The organism is Borreliella japonica, assembly GCF_030438115.2.
Taxonomy (GTDB): Bacteria; Spirochaetota; Spirochaetia; order Borreliales; family Borreliaceae; genus Borreliella; species Borreliella japonica.
On record NZ_CP179499.1, the window covers coordinates 1 to 16,403 of the forward strand.

Consider the following 16,403-nt stretch of genomic DNA (forward strand, 5'->3'; position numbering starts at 1 on the left):
ATATAATTTTTAATTAGTATAGATATTTCCACTCTAAAGATTAACCTAAATAGCTAAAACTATACCCACCAAGCATCAAAACTTTAACCCGAAATAATAAAACTTTAACTAGAATTTTTTAAAATGATAAAACTTTAACCCGAAATAATAAAACTTTAATTTTTGCAATTTTTAAATAAAAGTGTATAATGTTTGTATGTCTTTATTCAAGTTCTTTTTTAAAAGAAAATCTGCTAAACAGAAAAATTTTTACAGAATAAATCCGGATGAATTTATTCTAATTAGCAAACATCTTATCAATTCTACTAGCACTACTCACCAATTACTTGGAATTATTATGGCTTCTGGAATTTCATTAGCTCATCTAAAAAATCAAAATATCAAAACTCCTTACAATTTCAAATCCGATATACTTTCTTATGCATTGGATAACGGTTTACAAATTGAAACATATTCTCTAATTTGCTCTAATGAAATTTCCAGATGTATTGAAAATTTAGACAAAAATAGATTACTATCTATTGATGCACGTAGAATTAATTATGTGGCAAACAATATATTTGGTTTTGGGATTACTGCTAAACAACTGAAAATTATTTACTCTTTGATTGCAAAGTCAAAAGAAACTCTAAACGAAATTACATATAACTTTAACTCACAAAACTTTTTGTTAGTTAAAACACCTTGTATATTAAATCTATCACAAAAACTCAATTACATTAAATCATTTGCACCTCTAAAGCTCAATCAAAGCAATCTAAATCATTATCTAAACAGTTCTACTGGAACCAAACTTACAATTATTAATCTGATTTCGAATTTTTTCACTGAAAAGGAATCTTGCAAAAATTTGCATAATCTAAAATTATACATTAATGCTAAATTAAGAAAATTAGGCATTTACAAAAATACTTGTAAATTACAAAAACGAATTATATCTAAAATCTTTTTAATTAATTAATATTTAAAAAATTAATCGGAGTGGAAAATTCTTTGCAAGCTAATTCAAATGGCTGCCAATCAGCGACACAACATAAGGAACTAGAATAGATATCGCAATAGGAATTACTACTATTGCCGAAATGGTTATTATTCTATTACTCACCTTAAATTTTTCTAATAATAATTGATTATTGGTTTCAATTTTTTCTAATAATAATTGATTATTGGTTTGCATCTCTTTTTTAAGATTTTTCTCCAAATTAGACATGTCTTTTTGCAAATTCTTTTCTACAGTATCAATCTTAGTATTGAGTTCATTTTTAACAGTATCAATCTTAGTATTTAAATTCTTTTCTATAGTATCAATCTTAGTATTTAAATTCTTTTCTATAGTATCAATCTTGAACTCAAGATTCTCAAACTTTATTCCAAATTGTTTTTCTAAGTTTTCTAAATCTCTATACGTAAGCTTATTGTGATAATATCTTTTAGATAAATCTTGAGCTATTAGTTGTTCCATTCCTAGCCTAAGGAACTCTTTATATATTTGTTCTTCAGTAACATTTTTTGTTGGTACTAATTCCATAATCACTCACTTACTAAGTGTAGTATAACACAAATTACAGCCAAATAATAGTAAATTTTCAAAACTTGCGAAATCAACACCAATAACACACTGGGCGTACAGCGACGATACATGTCCTGTGTGCCACGCGTTGTTCAAAGTTTCCTGTAAATGAACATCGCATAGCGTAATGATAGAATAGAACAAGATAACAAAAATGTCAACAATACTAGAAAACTTTTTCTTGAAATTCTAAAAGAAAATTCAAAAAAAACTGAAATATATCTCAGTAAGATTTTTCCTTGTCTGAAAGGCCTTTCTAAGGCTCTAGAAATATACCAAAACACAATAGCTAGCCTTGAGTACTACCTCAAGTATTTGGGGCGCCAAAATCGATTAGAAGGCATAATGGGGGTTAAGAGACTTGACAAAGACAAAAAAAAGGCTACTCTATTGTCATGATAAAAGCTAATTTAGACAAAAATAAGAGAGGCCTAATTTTATGCTAAAATATTACAATACAAGAATAGAACAAGATAACAAAAATGTCAACAATACTAGAAAACTTTTTCTTGAAATTCTAAAAGAAAATTCACAAAAAACTGGAATATATCCTAGTAAGATTTTTCCTTGTCTGAAAGGCCTTTCCAAGGCTCTAGAAATATACCAAAACACAATAGCTAGCCTTTGAGAAGTACTACCTCAAGTATTTGGGGCGCCAAAATCGCTTAGAAGACATATTGCAGTTCTACATGAAAAACTTCAAAAAATACAAAAAAAAGGCATTCTTATTTTATGCACTACTACAAAATAGAACGCCATTATGCTACATATCATTCTACAGATACAAGACTAAAACAAGATGCAAAAATTGTCAACAATATAAAGAAATACATTTTCAAAAAACTTCACAAAGAAAATTCACAAAAAACTGGAATATATCCTAGTGAGATTTTTCCTTGTCTGAAAGGCCTTTCTAAAGCTCTAGAAATATACCAAAACACAATAGCTAGCCTTGAGAGTACTACCTCAAGTATTTGGGGCGCCAAAATCGATTAGAAAGCGTAATGGGGGTATCCATGAAAAACTTGAAAAAAACAAAAAAAAAGGCTACCTTATTGATGAGAAAAGATAAAATAAGGGAGGCCTAATTTTATGAACTTATATAATTCTAGGATAGACAAAAATAACAAAATTGTCAACAACGCAAAAAAATACATTGTAAAAAATTACTAGTAATTACTGTTTGAAAAAATCAGTAATTAGCGACAAAACCAAAGGCCCTATAATAGCTATAGCAATAGGTACTAATATTATGGACACAATAGTTATTAATCTATTGCTTAAGTCAAGATTTTTAGACAACAATTGATTATTAATTTCTATTTTTTCCAGTAAAAATTGATTATTAATTTTTAGTTTTTCGTCAAGATTTTGTTTCAAATTTTTTTCTACAGTATCAATCTTAGCGTCTAAGTTAGCTATATCCTTTTGTAAATTCTTTTCTACAGTATCAATCTTAGCGTCTAAGTTAGCTATATCCTTTTGTAAATTCTTTTCTACAGTATCAATCTTAGCGTCTAAGTTAGCTATATCCTTTTGTAAATTCTTTTCTACAGTATCAATCTTAGCGTCTAAGTTAGCTATATCCTTTTGTAAATTCTTTTCTACAGTATCAATCTTAGCGTCTAAGTTAGCTATATCCTTTTGTAAATTCTTTTCTACAGTATCAATCTTAGCGTCTAAGTTAGCTATATCCTTTTGTAAATTCTTTTCTACAGTATCAATCTTAGTATTGAGTTCATTTTTAACAGTATCAATCTTAGTATTTAAATTCTTTTCTATAGTATCAATCTTGAACTCAAGATTCTCAAACTTTATTCCAAATTGTTTTTCTAAGTTTTCTAAATCTCTATACGTAAGCTTATTGTGATAATATCTTTTAGATAAATCTTGAGCTATTAGTTGTTCCATTCCTAGCCTAAGGAACTCTTTATATATTTGTTCTTCAGTAACATTTTTTGTTGGTACTAATTCCATAATCACTCACTTACTAAGTGTAGTATAACACAAATTACAGCCAAATAATAGTAAATTTTCAAAACTTACGAAATCGACTGCGTACACGCAGATGGGGTGGGGGATTGATCAAATTACCAATTTGATCTAGCATTTCTTCCCTTTTTTGCTTAATTTTTGCAACCCACTTAGAAATAATTCCTTCGGGCTGTAACTCTTTGGAGTAAAACTTGAACACTTCTTGTTCTAACTTCAAAAGTTTCTTATACAATTTTCTAATAGACCGAATATCCCGACCGTTAATGAAATAAGATATAGTATGAACATACAGAAAAACACTGCCCGTTTTGAACCTAAACTCAATGTAATAAGCCTTATTGAAGGTTTTGAAATTTTTTTTAGAAAATCTACAAACAGAAACATAATCACGAAAAAACTTATTGTCCTTGATTCTTTTGTACCCATAGAACATTCCGTAAAACACATCACCCTCTTTCAATGGGTACAAGTAAGCCGCCCTTTTATCTTTGTTCAACGTATTGGCAAAGAAAATTGCAAACATTTTTTTGCTGGCTCTCCAAGCCCACAAAACATTCATCAATCTTGAATGGTACATGACTTTACCCTTCAAAATCTCTTTTTTGAAAAACACATGGTTATGAAAAGGTATTAGATTACTAGTAGTTACAACAACCTTTTTTTTAGTTGAGTTTTTTTCTGGGACTTTTCCTACCCTTTTTACTATTCTAAAGCTAATATGCTACCCCTTTGTTACTAATTTTTTTTTTGTCCTGATCCTGGTAATGATTCTAGTCCTGATCCTGGCAATGATTCTAGTCCTGATTCTGGTACTGATCTTGCTGATCTGCCACCCCTAGAACCTTGAGAACCACCAACACCATCCTGAAGTCTTTTGATGAACACATCTTTGTAATCTCTAATGATTTTGGTTAATATTTTTTTCAAACTGGAATACCTTTTTGCAGTGCAAATATATTCACGATTATCAACTTTTTCAAATTTGAACCAGCCGGCCTTACCATCGTACTTTTTTTGAATCCATTCACATACATACTGATACAAATAGTCGTAATCAAAATCCTCTGGTCCTAGACGTGGAAAATTTTTGATGCTACTGTCTTTAGATTTATTTTGGACCTCTGAGCTCATGTAAACATCCCAAATTTTGTCCCTTCTTATGTAAAGACTTCTTACTAAATGTTTCATTCTTATTTTCATTTTACCTCCTAAAGCCGCTTAGGCTCAAATTACTTTTTTAATAATTCCCAAACTATCAAGTGTAAGACCCTTTAGAGACTTGAACCCCGAACAATCCTTAGCAATGCCTTTTGTATTTTCTCTTTCGTAAAGTTTTCTATGAGGCAGCTGCTGCGACTGCTGAAGCTGCGGCGGCGCGCCCATATTTACACTATCTTGCTGGTGATTTTCCAAATCTGGCATTTGTTCATTAGACTGGACCTGTCTATTGTTCAATCTTTCTAACCGCTCCCTACTGTGATTTTCTCTCTCTCTAGCTTCCATTTCTAGAACTTTTTTCACATAATCGATATTATGAACCTTTTTACTTACAAATTCATTGAATCGATCTTTCCAAATCAGATCATAATCACTGATAACCCCATCATTACGCTTCATCATCATCCAAACTTTGTACCTGTAGCAATTAGTGAATTGCTCTAAAAAATGCTCAAGAATATACTTTACTTTAGCATTTGGAAGCGCATCAAGAACTGTTTCCAAATTATTAAGAGCGTTTTTGTAAGTTGATTCATTGTTACTAAGATCTTTTACTCGGTAAAGGAAATCTTTTGGAATGTCTCTTTGAATAAGTCTGTCCTCGACATTATTTTTTTCAGGATCAAGATTGTTTTTTAGAATTTTTGAATTAATATTGGAATTCTTTGAATTCTTATACTTAATAATACTTATATTATCTTTATTAATAACAGGCGGCGACACTTGAGGCGACATAGTATTGAGACGACATTTGGTGTGTTGAGAAAGTAAGCTAATGTCGCATGGTTGTTCAAAAGTCCCAGAGGAATTTTTGTCTGAAACTTTGTTATCAAAATAATTATTAGAAAGGATATTATGCCCATTCGCATGATTTGGAAATTTGTTTTGAATGTTTTGGAATTTGGAAACTTTGAAAACCGCATTTTGAATGTTGTAGTCGAAATCGCCAACTATTTTTTTGTTAGCAAGTTTTTCTTCAATCAGAGATACTAAATATTCCCAAATTATTTCTCTATGGTAGGCTACAAATTGCATGTTTTGAATATAATGTGCAACACTTCCATGACCGGTTTTGTCTTTACCAAATTTTCTAATCACGGTCTGAATTAGGCCAAGATCATTTAGAATCTTAATGTCGCGCTGTACGGTGCGCTTGCAAACGGCTTTTTTTGAATCTTTTTCAAGAAGTTTTGCAACAATTCTGTAAATGTCGCAAGCCGAATAACGCTCAACCCCAAAAGATTTTTTGTAGTTTTGATTTTTTACACTGATTGCCCAGTAGACTTTCAGCATTCTTTTGTATGGGGTTACACAAATTTTTCTGATCAAAGACTCAACATAGGACACTTTTACAGTGTCCGTACAAGTCTTTTTTTGTCCATTCTCCACTAACTTAATAAGTAAATTGGAGGAATTTGACCTAATATTGCTCAAATTAGCGTTTTTCTGTAAAATTTTCATATTATCATGTTGAAACCAATTCATCACTAGTGATGAAAGGGTGAAAGTCTGGTTGCACACATCTAGCAGCTAGACTTTACTTATTTTTTCCTTTCTCTAAAATCAAAATTAACGGAGGGTATTTTTTCTGAAAAAAATCCTCTCATGGAGAATTATACAACAAGTAGAGTTGGTTTCAAACAAAAAAATGTGAAAAATTTTTTGGATTTTAGCAAAAACGCTGTAGATTATACAGTATCTAATACTGCGAAAGCACTATTAGATAATTAGGACCTAATGGGCCTAATTAGCGCAAAGTCATATTTTATTTATTTTGTACACGTGCAAAATGGGTGAAGTATGACTTTTTTTTGTAAAAAATTGAAATCTGATGGAGGGTATATGGCAAAACTAAAGAAAGTAAATATTGTAAGCAGTATCATAGCCATGCTAATAATATCAATCTCTGGACTGGGCACATACGCTTTCAAAGGACTTTTGTCGGATATCAAAATTCAAGCCGCTAAGGTCAAGGCTGAAGTTTTCAAAGAACTGGAAAATTACTACAAAATGGTCAAGGCCGAAATTTTCAAAGAACTAGAAAATTACTACAACGACAAAATCAAAACTGAATTCGAAGAAATGAAAAATTCAGTAAAAGAAGAACTAAAAAGAACCACAGATTTCATCAACACCGTAAACAAAGAAAACTTAGCACAAGAAATTAGAAATATTTGTGCAAAAGAAAAAATCAAAGCACAAGAAATTTTACAAGAACAACTAAGATTAATGAAATTGGAAAAATTAAATGAATAACAAAATGTTTTTAGGAATTTACAAATTTTTTTACAATCTTTTGAAAGAATATTTTCTAAAAAAGTACAAATCAGAATTATTGGAAAGTACACAGCACTACAAAAACTTAGAAAAAGTGACTTTCACAGAAGTCGAAATTCACAGACTTGCAGTGCCGTTGCAAATGAGGTTCAAAGAACAAAATGAAATTATCTCAAAATTTGGATGTTATTTTCTTTGCATTTTGTTTGTTGGCCTTGTAGTAAAAGAAATCAAAAACAGTGTAGAAAAATGTTTTGATTGCTTTGAGATTGATTTACTTTTCAAAGGCCTTGTAAGTAAAGGTTGCCTAAGGGGTGACAATGCTTTTGTTAATTCTCCAAATGCAATATTTGCAAACTTGGGCATTGACGAAGATATTTACTTTGATGAAAAACATTATCCGAGTTCTTACGTGCCTTTAGAATCGGATATTTTGATTGCAAAGTACAAAGACGAAAGTTCTAGTTTTTAACATTTTGTAATTGTAGCAAACGACAAAAAAACCGTAATTTGGGATTCACTTGGCAATTCTAAGGCCGTTTCTAGCGGTTACATAGACTCGCTAAGGGTTTTCAAAATTCAAAACAAAGAAATAGTAAAGCGCGTAAAGAATAGATTAGAATTTTACAGCGCAAAATTTAGAAATAATTTGGAGGTAGCGTAATGAACGCAGTAAAAAATATTCATGAGCTGCTAGACGCAGTGGACGTAAAAAATGCACTACTCAAAGGGTTTGAAAGCTCTTTTGGTAGAGAAAAATTAGATATAGTAAACGAAGGAATGGCCTTCACAAGCTCACTTTTAAGATTGGTCTTTTTTTTGAAAGACAAAATCGAAAAAAACAATGAGGACAAAGCTGCTGTTGAGCTAATTGACAAGCGCCTAAAAGAAACCATTGAGCTTTCAATACAAGCTTCCGAAGCTTACAGAAATTCTGGAGGTAGCTTTTGCGAATACAGAAAACTCATAAAGCTTCGAGACCAAGTTACAAGCAAAATGCTAAAAGATTTGGAAAATCAAGTATAAGGAGACAGCAATGCAAAAATTAAAAACAAAAATTAATTTTTTAGGAATATTTTGGATACTCTTACTACTACTTTCTTGTGAATCAATACCATCGCTTCCAAAACAACCGACACTAATAAATAAAGAAGATATTTCAAGCCTAATTGCTGATGAGGCGGAACTTTTTAGATACGCAACTTCACTCAATGTTTGGCTTTTGTCTGTAAAGGCCTATGCTAACAAGTACTATGCTGGTGAAAAGTTTCCCATTTTTGAAAATTTTGAGCCTATGGTTGACAATGAAAATGAACCCGATGATACCAATTTGCTAAAAAAGAGAATTGCATACTACAAAAGGTACATAGAAAAAACTGAACCGATTGTATTCAGTTGTTACAAAAAATATAGCAGAAGGTAAGGTGCGGTAAATTGCAAGATCAAGTGGATGTAGTTCAAGAAATTAATTTGAAAAGTCCGGAAATTGCTGACGAAAATTCAGAAATCGCTGATTTAAGTCAAGAAGTTGAAAAAGGCAACGAAACTGCAGAAATATCAAGTGCCAAAGAAGATACAACAGAAGATTGTACTTCTTTGGGGCTTGACATTGTATTCTACACGGACGAGGGTCAAATTTTTGAACTTACCCCTTTTGTAGATATTTCAAGCATTGTATTAGAAGAAAAAATAGTAGACCCAAGCCTAAAAACAGCAGCAAGCAGTTTTAGCTTTAGTGTAAGCGGCCTATCAGAAGAATTTTTGAATTTCTTATTCTTCAGAAACGAAGACATTTTCGTAAAAGTAAATGATAAGAATAACCCCGTTTTTAGGGGAATTCTAGAAAAATTTTTCAGCAGAGATCTATTCAATAGCACCAAAAGTGTATCATTCACAGTTAACGACTACTCTAGCCTACTAAAGATTGCATTCGAAAATCCAGTTCAATTCCCAATCAATTTTTCACCAGACTGGCTTTTTGTATACAATCCTTTGGCAAAAGAGCTCTCACTTGTTCACCTAATAATAGAAAAAACTAAACTAAAAGACCTTATTGATGATGATGCTAGCGAAGCAATACTTGACAAAGTCCCCGCTGTAATCATTGATTCTGGAGAAGATGTAGAAACTATTTTGCAAGCCTTGTTGTATGAATTCGGATACGCATACACTTTCTCTTCAGTTGGCAAACTACAAATTCTTCCAATTTGGAAAAGCGAAGTTATTACTAAAGAAATTGAAATTTGTACTGTGGATGCTGAAAGTTATGTTATGTCAAAAAGTAGCTCCAGTAGCTACGATTCAACTAAAGTTGTTTGGAGAGAAGGCAAATTCCAAAGCAAAGAAGAAGCAATGTCCAAAAAACGACCACTGTACTCAGCCCCAATCAATGTTGCTGGTACCGATGGTGCACTGTACGTTGCAGTTCTTCAAAAAGGCGTAGTGTACCCCGACTTTGCAGACAAATTAGGAAGCAGCGTTTTCCAAGAATATGATCCTAGTTGGCTAGACACAGTTTACAAATGGGACTTCAAAAGGCGTGAAGTTTGGCACGATCATTACGCCATAAATGAACATTTAGCAATAATCTCAACTCATAACCTTGAAGCAAGGTTTAGTGCCGACTCCTCCATCAAGATTGAAAATAAAGAATATTTTCCAACAAAGGCTAAGCTTTGGTTTAGAAACACTTCTAGTAGTCAAGGCTCCAAATATATTTACCACTTTGATATCTACGGAGATGTTTTCTACACAATAGCTCAAAATGTACTCCAAACCGACAATGCTGATGATTTTTACTCTAAAAAGTTTGAATACACAACCAGGTTCATTTTTTCCGAAGAATCCGCAGTAAGACTTTTCGAATTCTTAACCAACCTACGAGTCAAAGGACACACTATTGTTAATTTTAGGTCAATGCAAAATCTAAATATAACCGATTTTGTCAAACTTAGACTTGATAATATTGGTATTGATCATTTTTTTCTTATACTTTCAAAAAAAATTACTAACTTTGATCTAGATATCAAGCTTTACGAATACGAAGGAATCACCTGGGGTGACTACACTCATTACGAATACCTTACAACTTCAACTAAAATATCAGTAAGCGACTATTTGTCTGGGGTCAACAAAGTTGTTATTGCACCGTTTAATTATGCTGGCACTGAAACTTTCCAGTTCAAAGCTGACGGATTCAAAGACGAAGATACTCTAAATACCGCAATTGAATTTGCAAAACAAGCAGGACTTAACAAAATCAAACTCCTCAACGGAGATTTTTACATTTACGATCAAGTAAAACTAAACAATTTAGAAATCGAAGGCGATGACGAAGTTTTCATAAGAAGCACGGGTTTTTCTAAACATATTTTTGAATCAGAAAAATCATTCAAGCTTTCCGGGATTAGCATATGCCAGCAGCCATTAAGCGAACTTTACATTAACGGAGGCACTCTAAATCAAGAAGAATTGTCAATGTATCTAGAAGACAAAAGCTTTACACAGCCCGCTGTTGTAGTCTTCTGCTCTTCATATTCAGTAAAAGAAAATGCCAGATCATCAGTCTATGTTACAGATGCAAGCTTTGTGTACATCAAAAATGTCACATTTCGTTGTGCTCTAAACAATGCACTGCATTTGAAAAAAGTAAAAAAATCCTGCTAGAAGATGTTGATTTTGACTCTGCAAACCAAGGTTTCGAAATCAGTGACGCTAAAAATATTACGCTCGTCAACACCAACATCAAAAGCAGCAAAAAAGAATCGGTTGCAAGCGGATACAACATTATGATCAGGGGAAGTTCTTTTGAAAACAACAACAATGCACTAAAACTTTCGAATTTCTCAAGCGTAAAAATACTAGATTCTCAGCTCAGTAAAAACAAAGGTACAGCACTTCACTTAGTTGACATTACTATCGCAAGACTAAACAATAATGTTTTTGTCGAAAACAAAGTCGGACTTGAAAATCATTCTTTTGACTTAATCATTCAAGACACTTTTTTGAAAAACACACTTGCTCTTGATCTATCAGATTCAAAAGGAAGAATAATTGATAGTAGCACTTATTCAGAAAATACTAAAGACAAACAGGAGGCCGCTTAAATGATAAGTGATGAAGACTTTGAAGAAATCAAAAAAAGACTTCAAGCCGACAACATCAAATTCCAATTTGGCGTTGGAACTATGGAAGAAGCAAAAAATTATGTTGGCAAACTTGGCGAACCCATTGTTGTCAAAGACAAAGAATTATTTGCCATTTGCAATGGCCAAGACACTACTAACAGAAAATATTACCCCCTAAACAAGACCACTAACCCCCCTATTGGCGAAAATTTAGACGATTATCTCGAACATTTAGTTAACTGGTGTTTAGAAAACACTTACCCCGGATTCTTAACCACAGAATTCGCCAAAGAAGGCTCATTGTCAAGAAGCAAACTGATACAAGCTTTCGAGGATACTAAAAAATTTTGTATTCCAGATGGCAGAAGTCTTCCCAATGATTGTTTTGTAAAAGAAAAATTTGGAATATCTTCAGCGCCCTATTTGTCGGGTAGATTTTTACGGCACTACGACCCTAGTGGCAGCACCGACTCTTCCGGCTCAAGAAGCCTGGGCGATACACAAAGTGACTCTTTTGAAAGACATGCTCATACAATTGACATCAGTAAATTAGACAACCTGGAAGGACGCCTTGTAACGAACTATTTCTCCATTAAAAGAGATTCTAATTGGTCTACAGGCAACACTAGTTTTGTTACTGGCTTAGAGTACGGCGACGGAATATATAAATGGAACTTTCCTTACCACACAGACTATGAAGGAAGTAGCGAAACACGCCCTAAAAACACATGTTACATTTCATTCTATAGATATGATTGGTAGGTAAAATCAATGATTACACAAAGCGACTACGTAGAAATCAAAAAAAGACTGCAAAATACCAAAACTCGAATCCAATTTAGAAACGCAGACAAGGCAGACTCGCTAGGATACGAAGGATCTATTGGAGAGCCAATCCTACTAAAGGATAAACTTACTTTTTCAGTATGTGATGGGAAAAGTATTGGCGACAGAAAAGAATATGAAATTACTAAAAGTGCACCAAATTTAGATTCACTTAGTGAATATTTAGAACATATGATTTTGTTTTTCCTAGAAAAAACACCTGTTGGTGCTTTAACGGCGAAATTTGCGCAAGAAGGTTCACTTCTTACAAGAAATAAATTAATTGAAGCGTTCACGAACACAAACAAGTTTTGCATTCCAGACGGTAGAAGTTTGCCAAGCAATTGCTTTGCATACAAAGTATTAGGAATATCTTCAGCACCCAATTTGTCGGGCAGATTCCTAAAACACTACGACTCAAACAATTCCAGAAGCTTGGGAGACAAACAAAGTAACTCTTTGGAAAAACATAGACATGATATTGACACCAGTAAAATTAGTTTTGAAGGCAAACTAGTAAAAGATGACTATAATATTTACCGTGATTCTTCGCGGTATTGGTCTGATGGTGATACTCGATTTGTCACCAAGATTAAATATAGTTATGATTCTGTTAGTTCAAATTTGTTTGTGCCTTTTACAGAAAACACGGGTTCTGAAGAAACAAGGCCCAAAAACACCTGTTACATATCTTTTTATAGATACGATCTTTAGGAGAAAGGTTATGAATGATTTAGAAATCCAAGAACTTTTGAAAAAATTAATAGCGGAAAAACTTCCTACAGACAATCAAAATTCAAATGCCGCGAGCAAACAAGCTTTGCTTAGACTGTTCGTCAACAAAATGTTTGAATTTTCAAACAGTAATGTGTTAGCAACAAGTTTACATGCGTTTAGAATGTTTTTTGCAGTCTTTGAAATGAGCGAAGCTGAGGATTTAGTACTAGACATTATTAACAAAGAAAAATTAATCATTGGAAACAATACAAGCACGGGTTTTGTAAAAAGTTGTTCTTATACTGAGGAAGAAATCAACAAAATTATTACCAAGGGTGAACTATGAGACTAAGGCGACTCCCAATATACGTTAATGCTTACAGAGAAAAACCTAATGCTGAAATTTTCATATACTACTCCAGTAGAGGAACTGGTAAAACTTATGATATTGCAACCGTTAATTTAGAAAGAAAATTTAGTGCTGATGGAGGAGATACACTTGCAATCAGAAAAAAGAAAAACAAAACAACACAATCAATACACAAAGAAATTTTAGAACTTTTGAGTAGATACAACCTAAGAAAATTCTTCAATATAAGCAAAGCAAAAATTGAGAGTAAAAGTTTGATTTTTGGGAAAAAACGAGCCTTTGTTTTCGAAGGAGGCCACGACACAAGAGATTTGAAATCTTATGCGCATTTCAAAGACTTATGGCTAGAAGAAGCCAATCGGTTTAGCTCCGACGATATAGAAATGCTTATCCCTACAATGAGAGAACAAGGTGGCAGAATCTATATGTCAAGCAATCCAGTACCTAAATCACATTGGCTATACAAAAGATATTTGGCAAATCAAGACAATCCTGCTGTTTGTATCATCAAAAGTACTTATCGCGATAACCCATTTTTGAACGGTGGAGATGTTGAAGCTTGGCTTGAAAAACAAAAACTTGCATATCATGGAAATGATATTGGTTTTAGAATTGAAGTTTTAGGAGAAGAGTTTGACTTTGGCACTGCAAGATTAATCAAAAAATATAATGTTTGTGAACCCAGTCTTATTTCCAGAGCTAATGGCAGCTACTACACAGGGGTACACATCAAGGGAAATAGAATTTGTTTTTTAGAAATTCTTGTCGGAAGAATTTCATATCTTCCAGTTGTAATTGTTACAAACGCATGTAGTAAGGTTTTACTATCAAAAGATGATTATCAATCTGAAATTAACAATTTCAAGGGAACTTTTGTTCTTCCAGCTGCTAGAGAAGAACTCAAATATGTATTCTCTCGGCTTGGTAGAGGCACTTTGCTTGCAAAAAAACGAAATTTGTATTCCCTTTCGGACTATCTAATTCCAGCCAATCTTAGTGTAGTAAACATCCCCGAAACAACTGATGTAATTTCAGAGTTCAACGAAACTGAATATTACTATGATGAATCTAGTGCAGAAGATAGCGAAGTTACAAATTTTGTTATGCAAAAAGATTTGACGTACATACCGGAATTTCTCAACGCTGCCTCTATTTTCAACTAAAGGAATAAGAAAATGTTTGGAATGAAATTTTTCAAAAAACCTAAAAAAGAAATGAAACTATTCCCAGCAAGCGAATACATATCTCACAAAGACCAATTACGACTTGCTCATCAAGTAGCCGAAATTTACGCAGGTTTTGCATCTTCCAGAGACATTGAGCACAAAATAGGTGATGGCCTTTCAAAGTTATTTGATAATAACTTTAGAGCTGTTATCAAAAAAATGGTATACACAGCAATCTTGTCTGGAGAAAGCAATTTTTACATAGTAGTTCCAGACTCCGATGATCCGAAAAAACCACTAAAAAAAGGATTCCCATGCCTTTGCTACAACTTAGGAGAAGTTCTTGATGAAGGCTCTTATTTTCTAAAAAATATACATGAAAGTAGAATCATCAGTATGAAGTCATCTTTTCTAAATTTCGAGGCTCTAAAAAAAAGCAGCAATATTATGGATACACTACTCAACGAAACAATGGGATTTTTGAAAGTTAATAATTTTACTTTTCTAAAATCAGCAACACTGCCATCAGTCAAGGACATGACCGCATACGACCTGGCTGAAGTAAAAAAAAATATTGAGGGGGTTCTCGACAGTAACCACAAAATGATGATACTCGGAAGAGAAGATGATATTGCTAATGTTACAAGATCTGTAAGTCCACTAAGAGATGCTTTTGAAATCATTGTATCAGACATAACACTCCATTCTGGAATTCCAAAAGAAATACTATACCCAGTCTCACCATCTGGAGAAGGCAGTGTTGGCAACTACGATATTTTTTACCTAAACATTGAGCAAATATGCAAACTAATGGTAACACCATTCATCAATGCGGTGCTTTTCAAGTTTGGACTACAATCCAACTGGTGCTACAAACCAGTCAAGCCAATTAGCCAAAAAGAACAAGCTGAAATTGATGAAAAACATGCAAAAACTTTAGCAACTTACGTGGAACTTTTAAGTAAAGCCAGGGAAATGGAAAATGATGATTTGTATCTAAAAATACAAAATGAACTTAACCAATATTTACAAATTTAATTTAGAAAAAAATCTTGCTAAAGGAGGTTATATGCAAGAATCATTAAGTGAAGATACTGTTGCAATTTCTGAATCTTTGCCTAAAAACGACAAAGAACAAGTAACAATATCTTCAGAAGAATACGAAAAATTAGTGTCTGATTCAAAAAAATTGTCGGGCATGATTTCACGAGAAGATTTTGAAAGACGCCTTGCTGAGGCTGAAAGCAACTTTACCAAAGCTAGAAAGCAAGCTGAAAGACAAGCCGAGGCCAATGCCTTTAAAGACTCTAAAGTTTTGACAAATCTTGAAAAAGCTTGTGCGCAGTATGAAATTACTCCGCCTTTTGCAAACGCTTTGAGCGTAAAAGACGCCAAGCTTGCATTTTTGGAGGCAATGAAAAAAAAATATAATGTCAATTTCAGAATTGACGAAGAAGGTGATCTTGATTCTCAAATTGCCAACATAAGTTTGCTAGTACAAGAACTTACAGCATACAAACAAGTGGTAAATGCCAGAAATCGCTTTACAGGACAAATTATCAACAACACATTAGCTCAACAATACAAAAATCAATTATATTCTAAGGGGGTATGTAGATGCCAGACTTCGATTTAACTAAAATAGCTAAAAAATTCGTTTTGGGAACTGAACACAAATCAGGTGTTCATCAAACTGAAACTGCAATAGTTGACGTTGAATCTCAACCCATCAAACCAGGAGACCCAGTTTATGCGAGTGGATCAAGCGAAATGGGAGAAGTGTTGGTAAAATCAGCACTTGCAACATCTGGAGTTGGCCCTATTCGGGGATTTGCCCTAAAAAAAGAAAGTATAGCTTTACTAGAAAATGAAAATTACTCTCCGGGAGAACTAATTCCGGTAAGGCGTGCTGGGGAAGTAACTGTTATGTTAGACAATGCCTTTACAACTCCCAAAGTTGGAGATTACGTTTTCTTGAAATCAGGCAAACTAGTAAAAGATGGCAAAGGGGCTACTCAAGTTGGAAGAATCAAAGATGTTAGCCTTGAACAAAATAGCAAAGTGGTTTTGCTTGATGTAAACATTGGACCAGAGTATGAAAGCAATGGCACAAGAAAACTGCAATAGAAACAAAAAAA

At 33.1% G+C, this 16,403-nt stretch carries 18 protein-coding genes and 2 pseudogenes; 15 read left to right on the plus strand and 5 right to left on the minus strand.

Annotated elements, in window-relative coordinates; translation table 11 throughout:
- Positions 1 to 196: 196 nt before the first annotated feature.
- Positions 197 to 961, plus strand: coding sequence for a hypothetical protein (locus tag QIA21_RS05285; RefSeq protein WP_418905572.1), 765 nt, complete (start codon positions 197 to 199; stop codon positions 959 to 961).
- A 39-nt stretch (positions 962 to 1,000) separates the two neighbouring features.
- Here QIA21_RS05285 and bdr (QIA21_RS05290) read toward each other — a convergent pair whose 3' ends face one another.
- Positions 1,001 to 1,528, minus strand: a complete 528-nt coding sequence (gene bdr / locus QIA21_RS05290; protein ID WP_418905573.1) for a Bdr family repetitive protein — start codon at positions 1,526 to 1,528, stop codon at positions 1,001 to 1,003.
- 481 nt (positions 1,529 to 2,009) lie between these two features.
- Between bdr (QIA21_RS05290) and QIA21_RS05295 the strand changes: the two genes are divergently transcribed.
- The gene (locus QIA21_RS05295) at positions 2,010 to 2,198 is read left to right on the plus strand and encodes a hypothetical protein (RefSeq protein ID WP_418905574.1); all 189 of its coding nucleotides are present in this window, start codon (positions 2,010 to 2,012) and stop codon (positions 2,196 to 2,198) included.
- Positions 2,199 to 2,302: 104 nt separating this feature from the next.
- A complete protein-coding gene (locus tag QIA21_RS05300; RefSeq protein WP_418905575.1) occupies positions 2,303 to 2,566 on the plus strand; it encodes a hypothetical protein in 264 nt (87 codons plus the stop codon).
- Positions 2,567 to 2,746: 180 nt separating this feature from the next.
- On the opposite strand, the gene bdr (QIA21_RS05305) is transcribed toward QIA21_RS05300, so the two are convergent.
- The 4 genes from bdr (QIA21_RS05305) to QIA21_RS05320 form a co-directional block, all read right to left on the minus strand.
- Positions 2,747 to 3,547: a Bdr family repetitive protein gene (gene bdr, locus QIA21_RS05305; protein ID WP_418905576.1), complete on the minus strand. Its 801-nt coding sequence runs from the start codon at positions 3,545 to 3,547 to the stop codon at positions 2,747 to 2,749.
- Between the two features lie 58 nt (positions 3,548 to 3,605).
- Complete coding sequence (locus QIA21_RS05310; protein WP_418905602.1) at positions 3,606 to 4,142, minus strand: DUF226 domain-containing protein; 537 nt, start codon at positions 4,140 to 4,142, stop codon at positions 3,606 to 3,608.
- A 158-nt stretch (positions 4,143 to 4,300) separates the two neighbouring features.
- Entirely contained in the window at positions 4,301 to 4,765 is a 465-nt protein-coding gene (locus QIA21_RS05315; protein ID WP_418905577.1) for a hypothetical protein, read from the minus strand.
- A 24-nt stretch (positions 4,766 to 4,789) separates the two neighbouring features.
- Positions 4,790 to 6,244, minus strand: a complete 1,455-nt coding sequence (locus QIA21_RS05320) for a plasmid maintenance protein (RefSeq protein ID WP_418905578.1) — start codon at positions 6,242 to 6,244, stop codon at positions 4,790 to 4,792.
- Positions 6,245 to 6,625: 381 nt separating this feature from the next.
- Here QIA21_RS05320 and QIA21_RS05325 point away from each other — a divergent pair, with 381 nt between their 5' ends.
- The 12 genes and pseudogenes from QIA21_RS05325 (at position 6,626) to QIA21_RS05380 (ending at position 16,392) form a co-directional block, all read left to right on the plus strand.
- Positions 6,626 to 7,039, plus strand: a complete 414-nt coding sequence (locus QIA21_RS05325; protein WP_418905579.1) for a hypothetical protein — start codon at positions 6,626 to 6,628, stop codon at positions 7,037 to 7,039.
- Positions 7,040 to 7,202: 163 nt separating this feature from the next.
- A pseudogene (locus tag QIA21_RS05330) lies at positions 7,203 to 7,724 on the plus strand (DUF261 family protein).
- Entirely contained in the window at positions 7,724 to 8,086 is a 363-nt protein-coding gene (locus tag QIA21_RS05335; protein WP_091973884.1) for a hypothetical protein, read from the plus strand. Before QIA21_RS05330 ends, QIA21_RS05335 begins: the two are co-directional and overlap by 1 nt.
- 10 nt (positions 8,087 to 8,096) lie before the next feature.
- Complete coding sequence (locus QIA21_RS05340) at positions 8,097 to 8,483, plus strand: BBA14 family lipoprotein (protein WP_418905580.1); 387 nt, start codon at positions 8,097 to 8,099, stop codon at positions 8,481 to 8,483.
- Between the two features lie 62 nt (positions 8,484 to 8,545).
- A pseudogene (locus QIA21_RS05345) lies at positions 8,546 to 11,166 on the plus strand (right-handed parallel beta-helix repeat-containing protein).
- On the plus strand, positions 11,167 to 11,949 hold the full coding sequence (locus tag QIA21_RS05350; RefSeq protein WP_418905581.1) for a hypothetical protein: 783 nt from the start codon (positions 11,167 to 11,169) through the stop codon (positions 11,947 to 11,949).
- A 9-nt stretch (positions 11,950 to 11,958) separates the two neighbouring features.
- Positions 11,959 to 12,726 carry a hypothetical protein gene (locus QIA21_RS05355; RefSeq protein WP_418905582.1) on the plus strand — a complete coding sequence of 256 codons (768 nt, stop codon included), beginning with the start codon at positions 11,959 to 11,961 and terminating at the stop codon, positions 12,724 to 12,726.
- Positions 12,727 to 12,736: 10 nt separating this feature from the next.
- A complete protein-coding gene (locus QIA21_RS05360; RefSeq protein WP_091974023.1) occupies positions 12,737 to 13,075 on the plus strand; it encodes a hypothetical protein in 339 nt (112 codons plus the stop codon).
- Complete coding sequence (locus QIA21_RS05365) at positions 13,072 to 14,262, plus strand: PBSX family phage terminase large subunit (RefSeq protein ID WP_418905583.1); 1,191 nt, start codon at positions 13,072 to 13,074, stop codon at positions 14,260 to 14,262. Before QIA21_RS05360 ends, QIA21_RS05365 begins: the two co-directional genes overlap by 4 nt.
- 12 nt (positions 14,263 to 14,274) lie before the next feature.
- Positions 14,275 to 15,303 carry an anti-CBASS protein Acb1 family protein gene (locus QIA21_RS05370; RefSeq protein WP_418905584.1) on the plus strand — a complete coding sequence of 343 codons (1,029 nt, stop codon included), beginning with the start codon at positions 14,275 to 14,277 and terminating at the stop codon, positions 15,301 to 15,303.
- 31 nt (positions 15,304 to 15,334) lie between these two features.
- Positions 15,335 to 15,901 (plus strand): terminase, encoded by a 567-nt coding sequence (locus tag QIA21_RS05375; RefSeq protein ID WP_418905585.1) that lies wholly within the window; start codon positions 15,335 to 15,337, stop codon positions 15,899 to 15,901.
- Positions 15,883 to 16,392 (plus strand): structural cement protein Gp24, encoded by a 510-nt coding sequence (locus tag QIA21_RS05380; RefSeq protein WP_418905586.1) that lies wholly within the window; start codon positions 15,883 to 15,885, stop codon positions 16,390 to 16,392. The genes QIA21_RS05375 and QIA21_RS05380 overlap by 19 nt, the downstream gene beginning before the upstream one ends.
- Positions 16,393 to 16,403 lie beyond the last annotated feature (11 nt).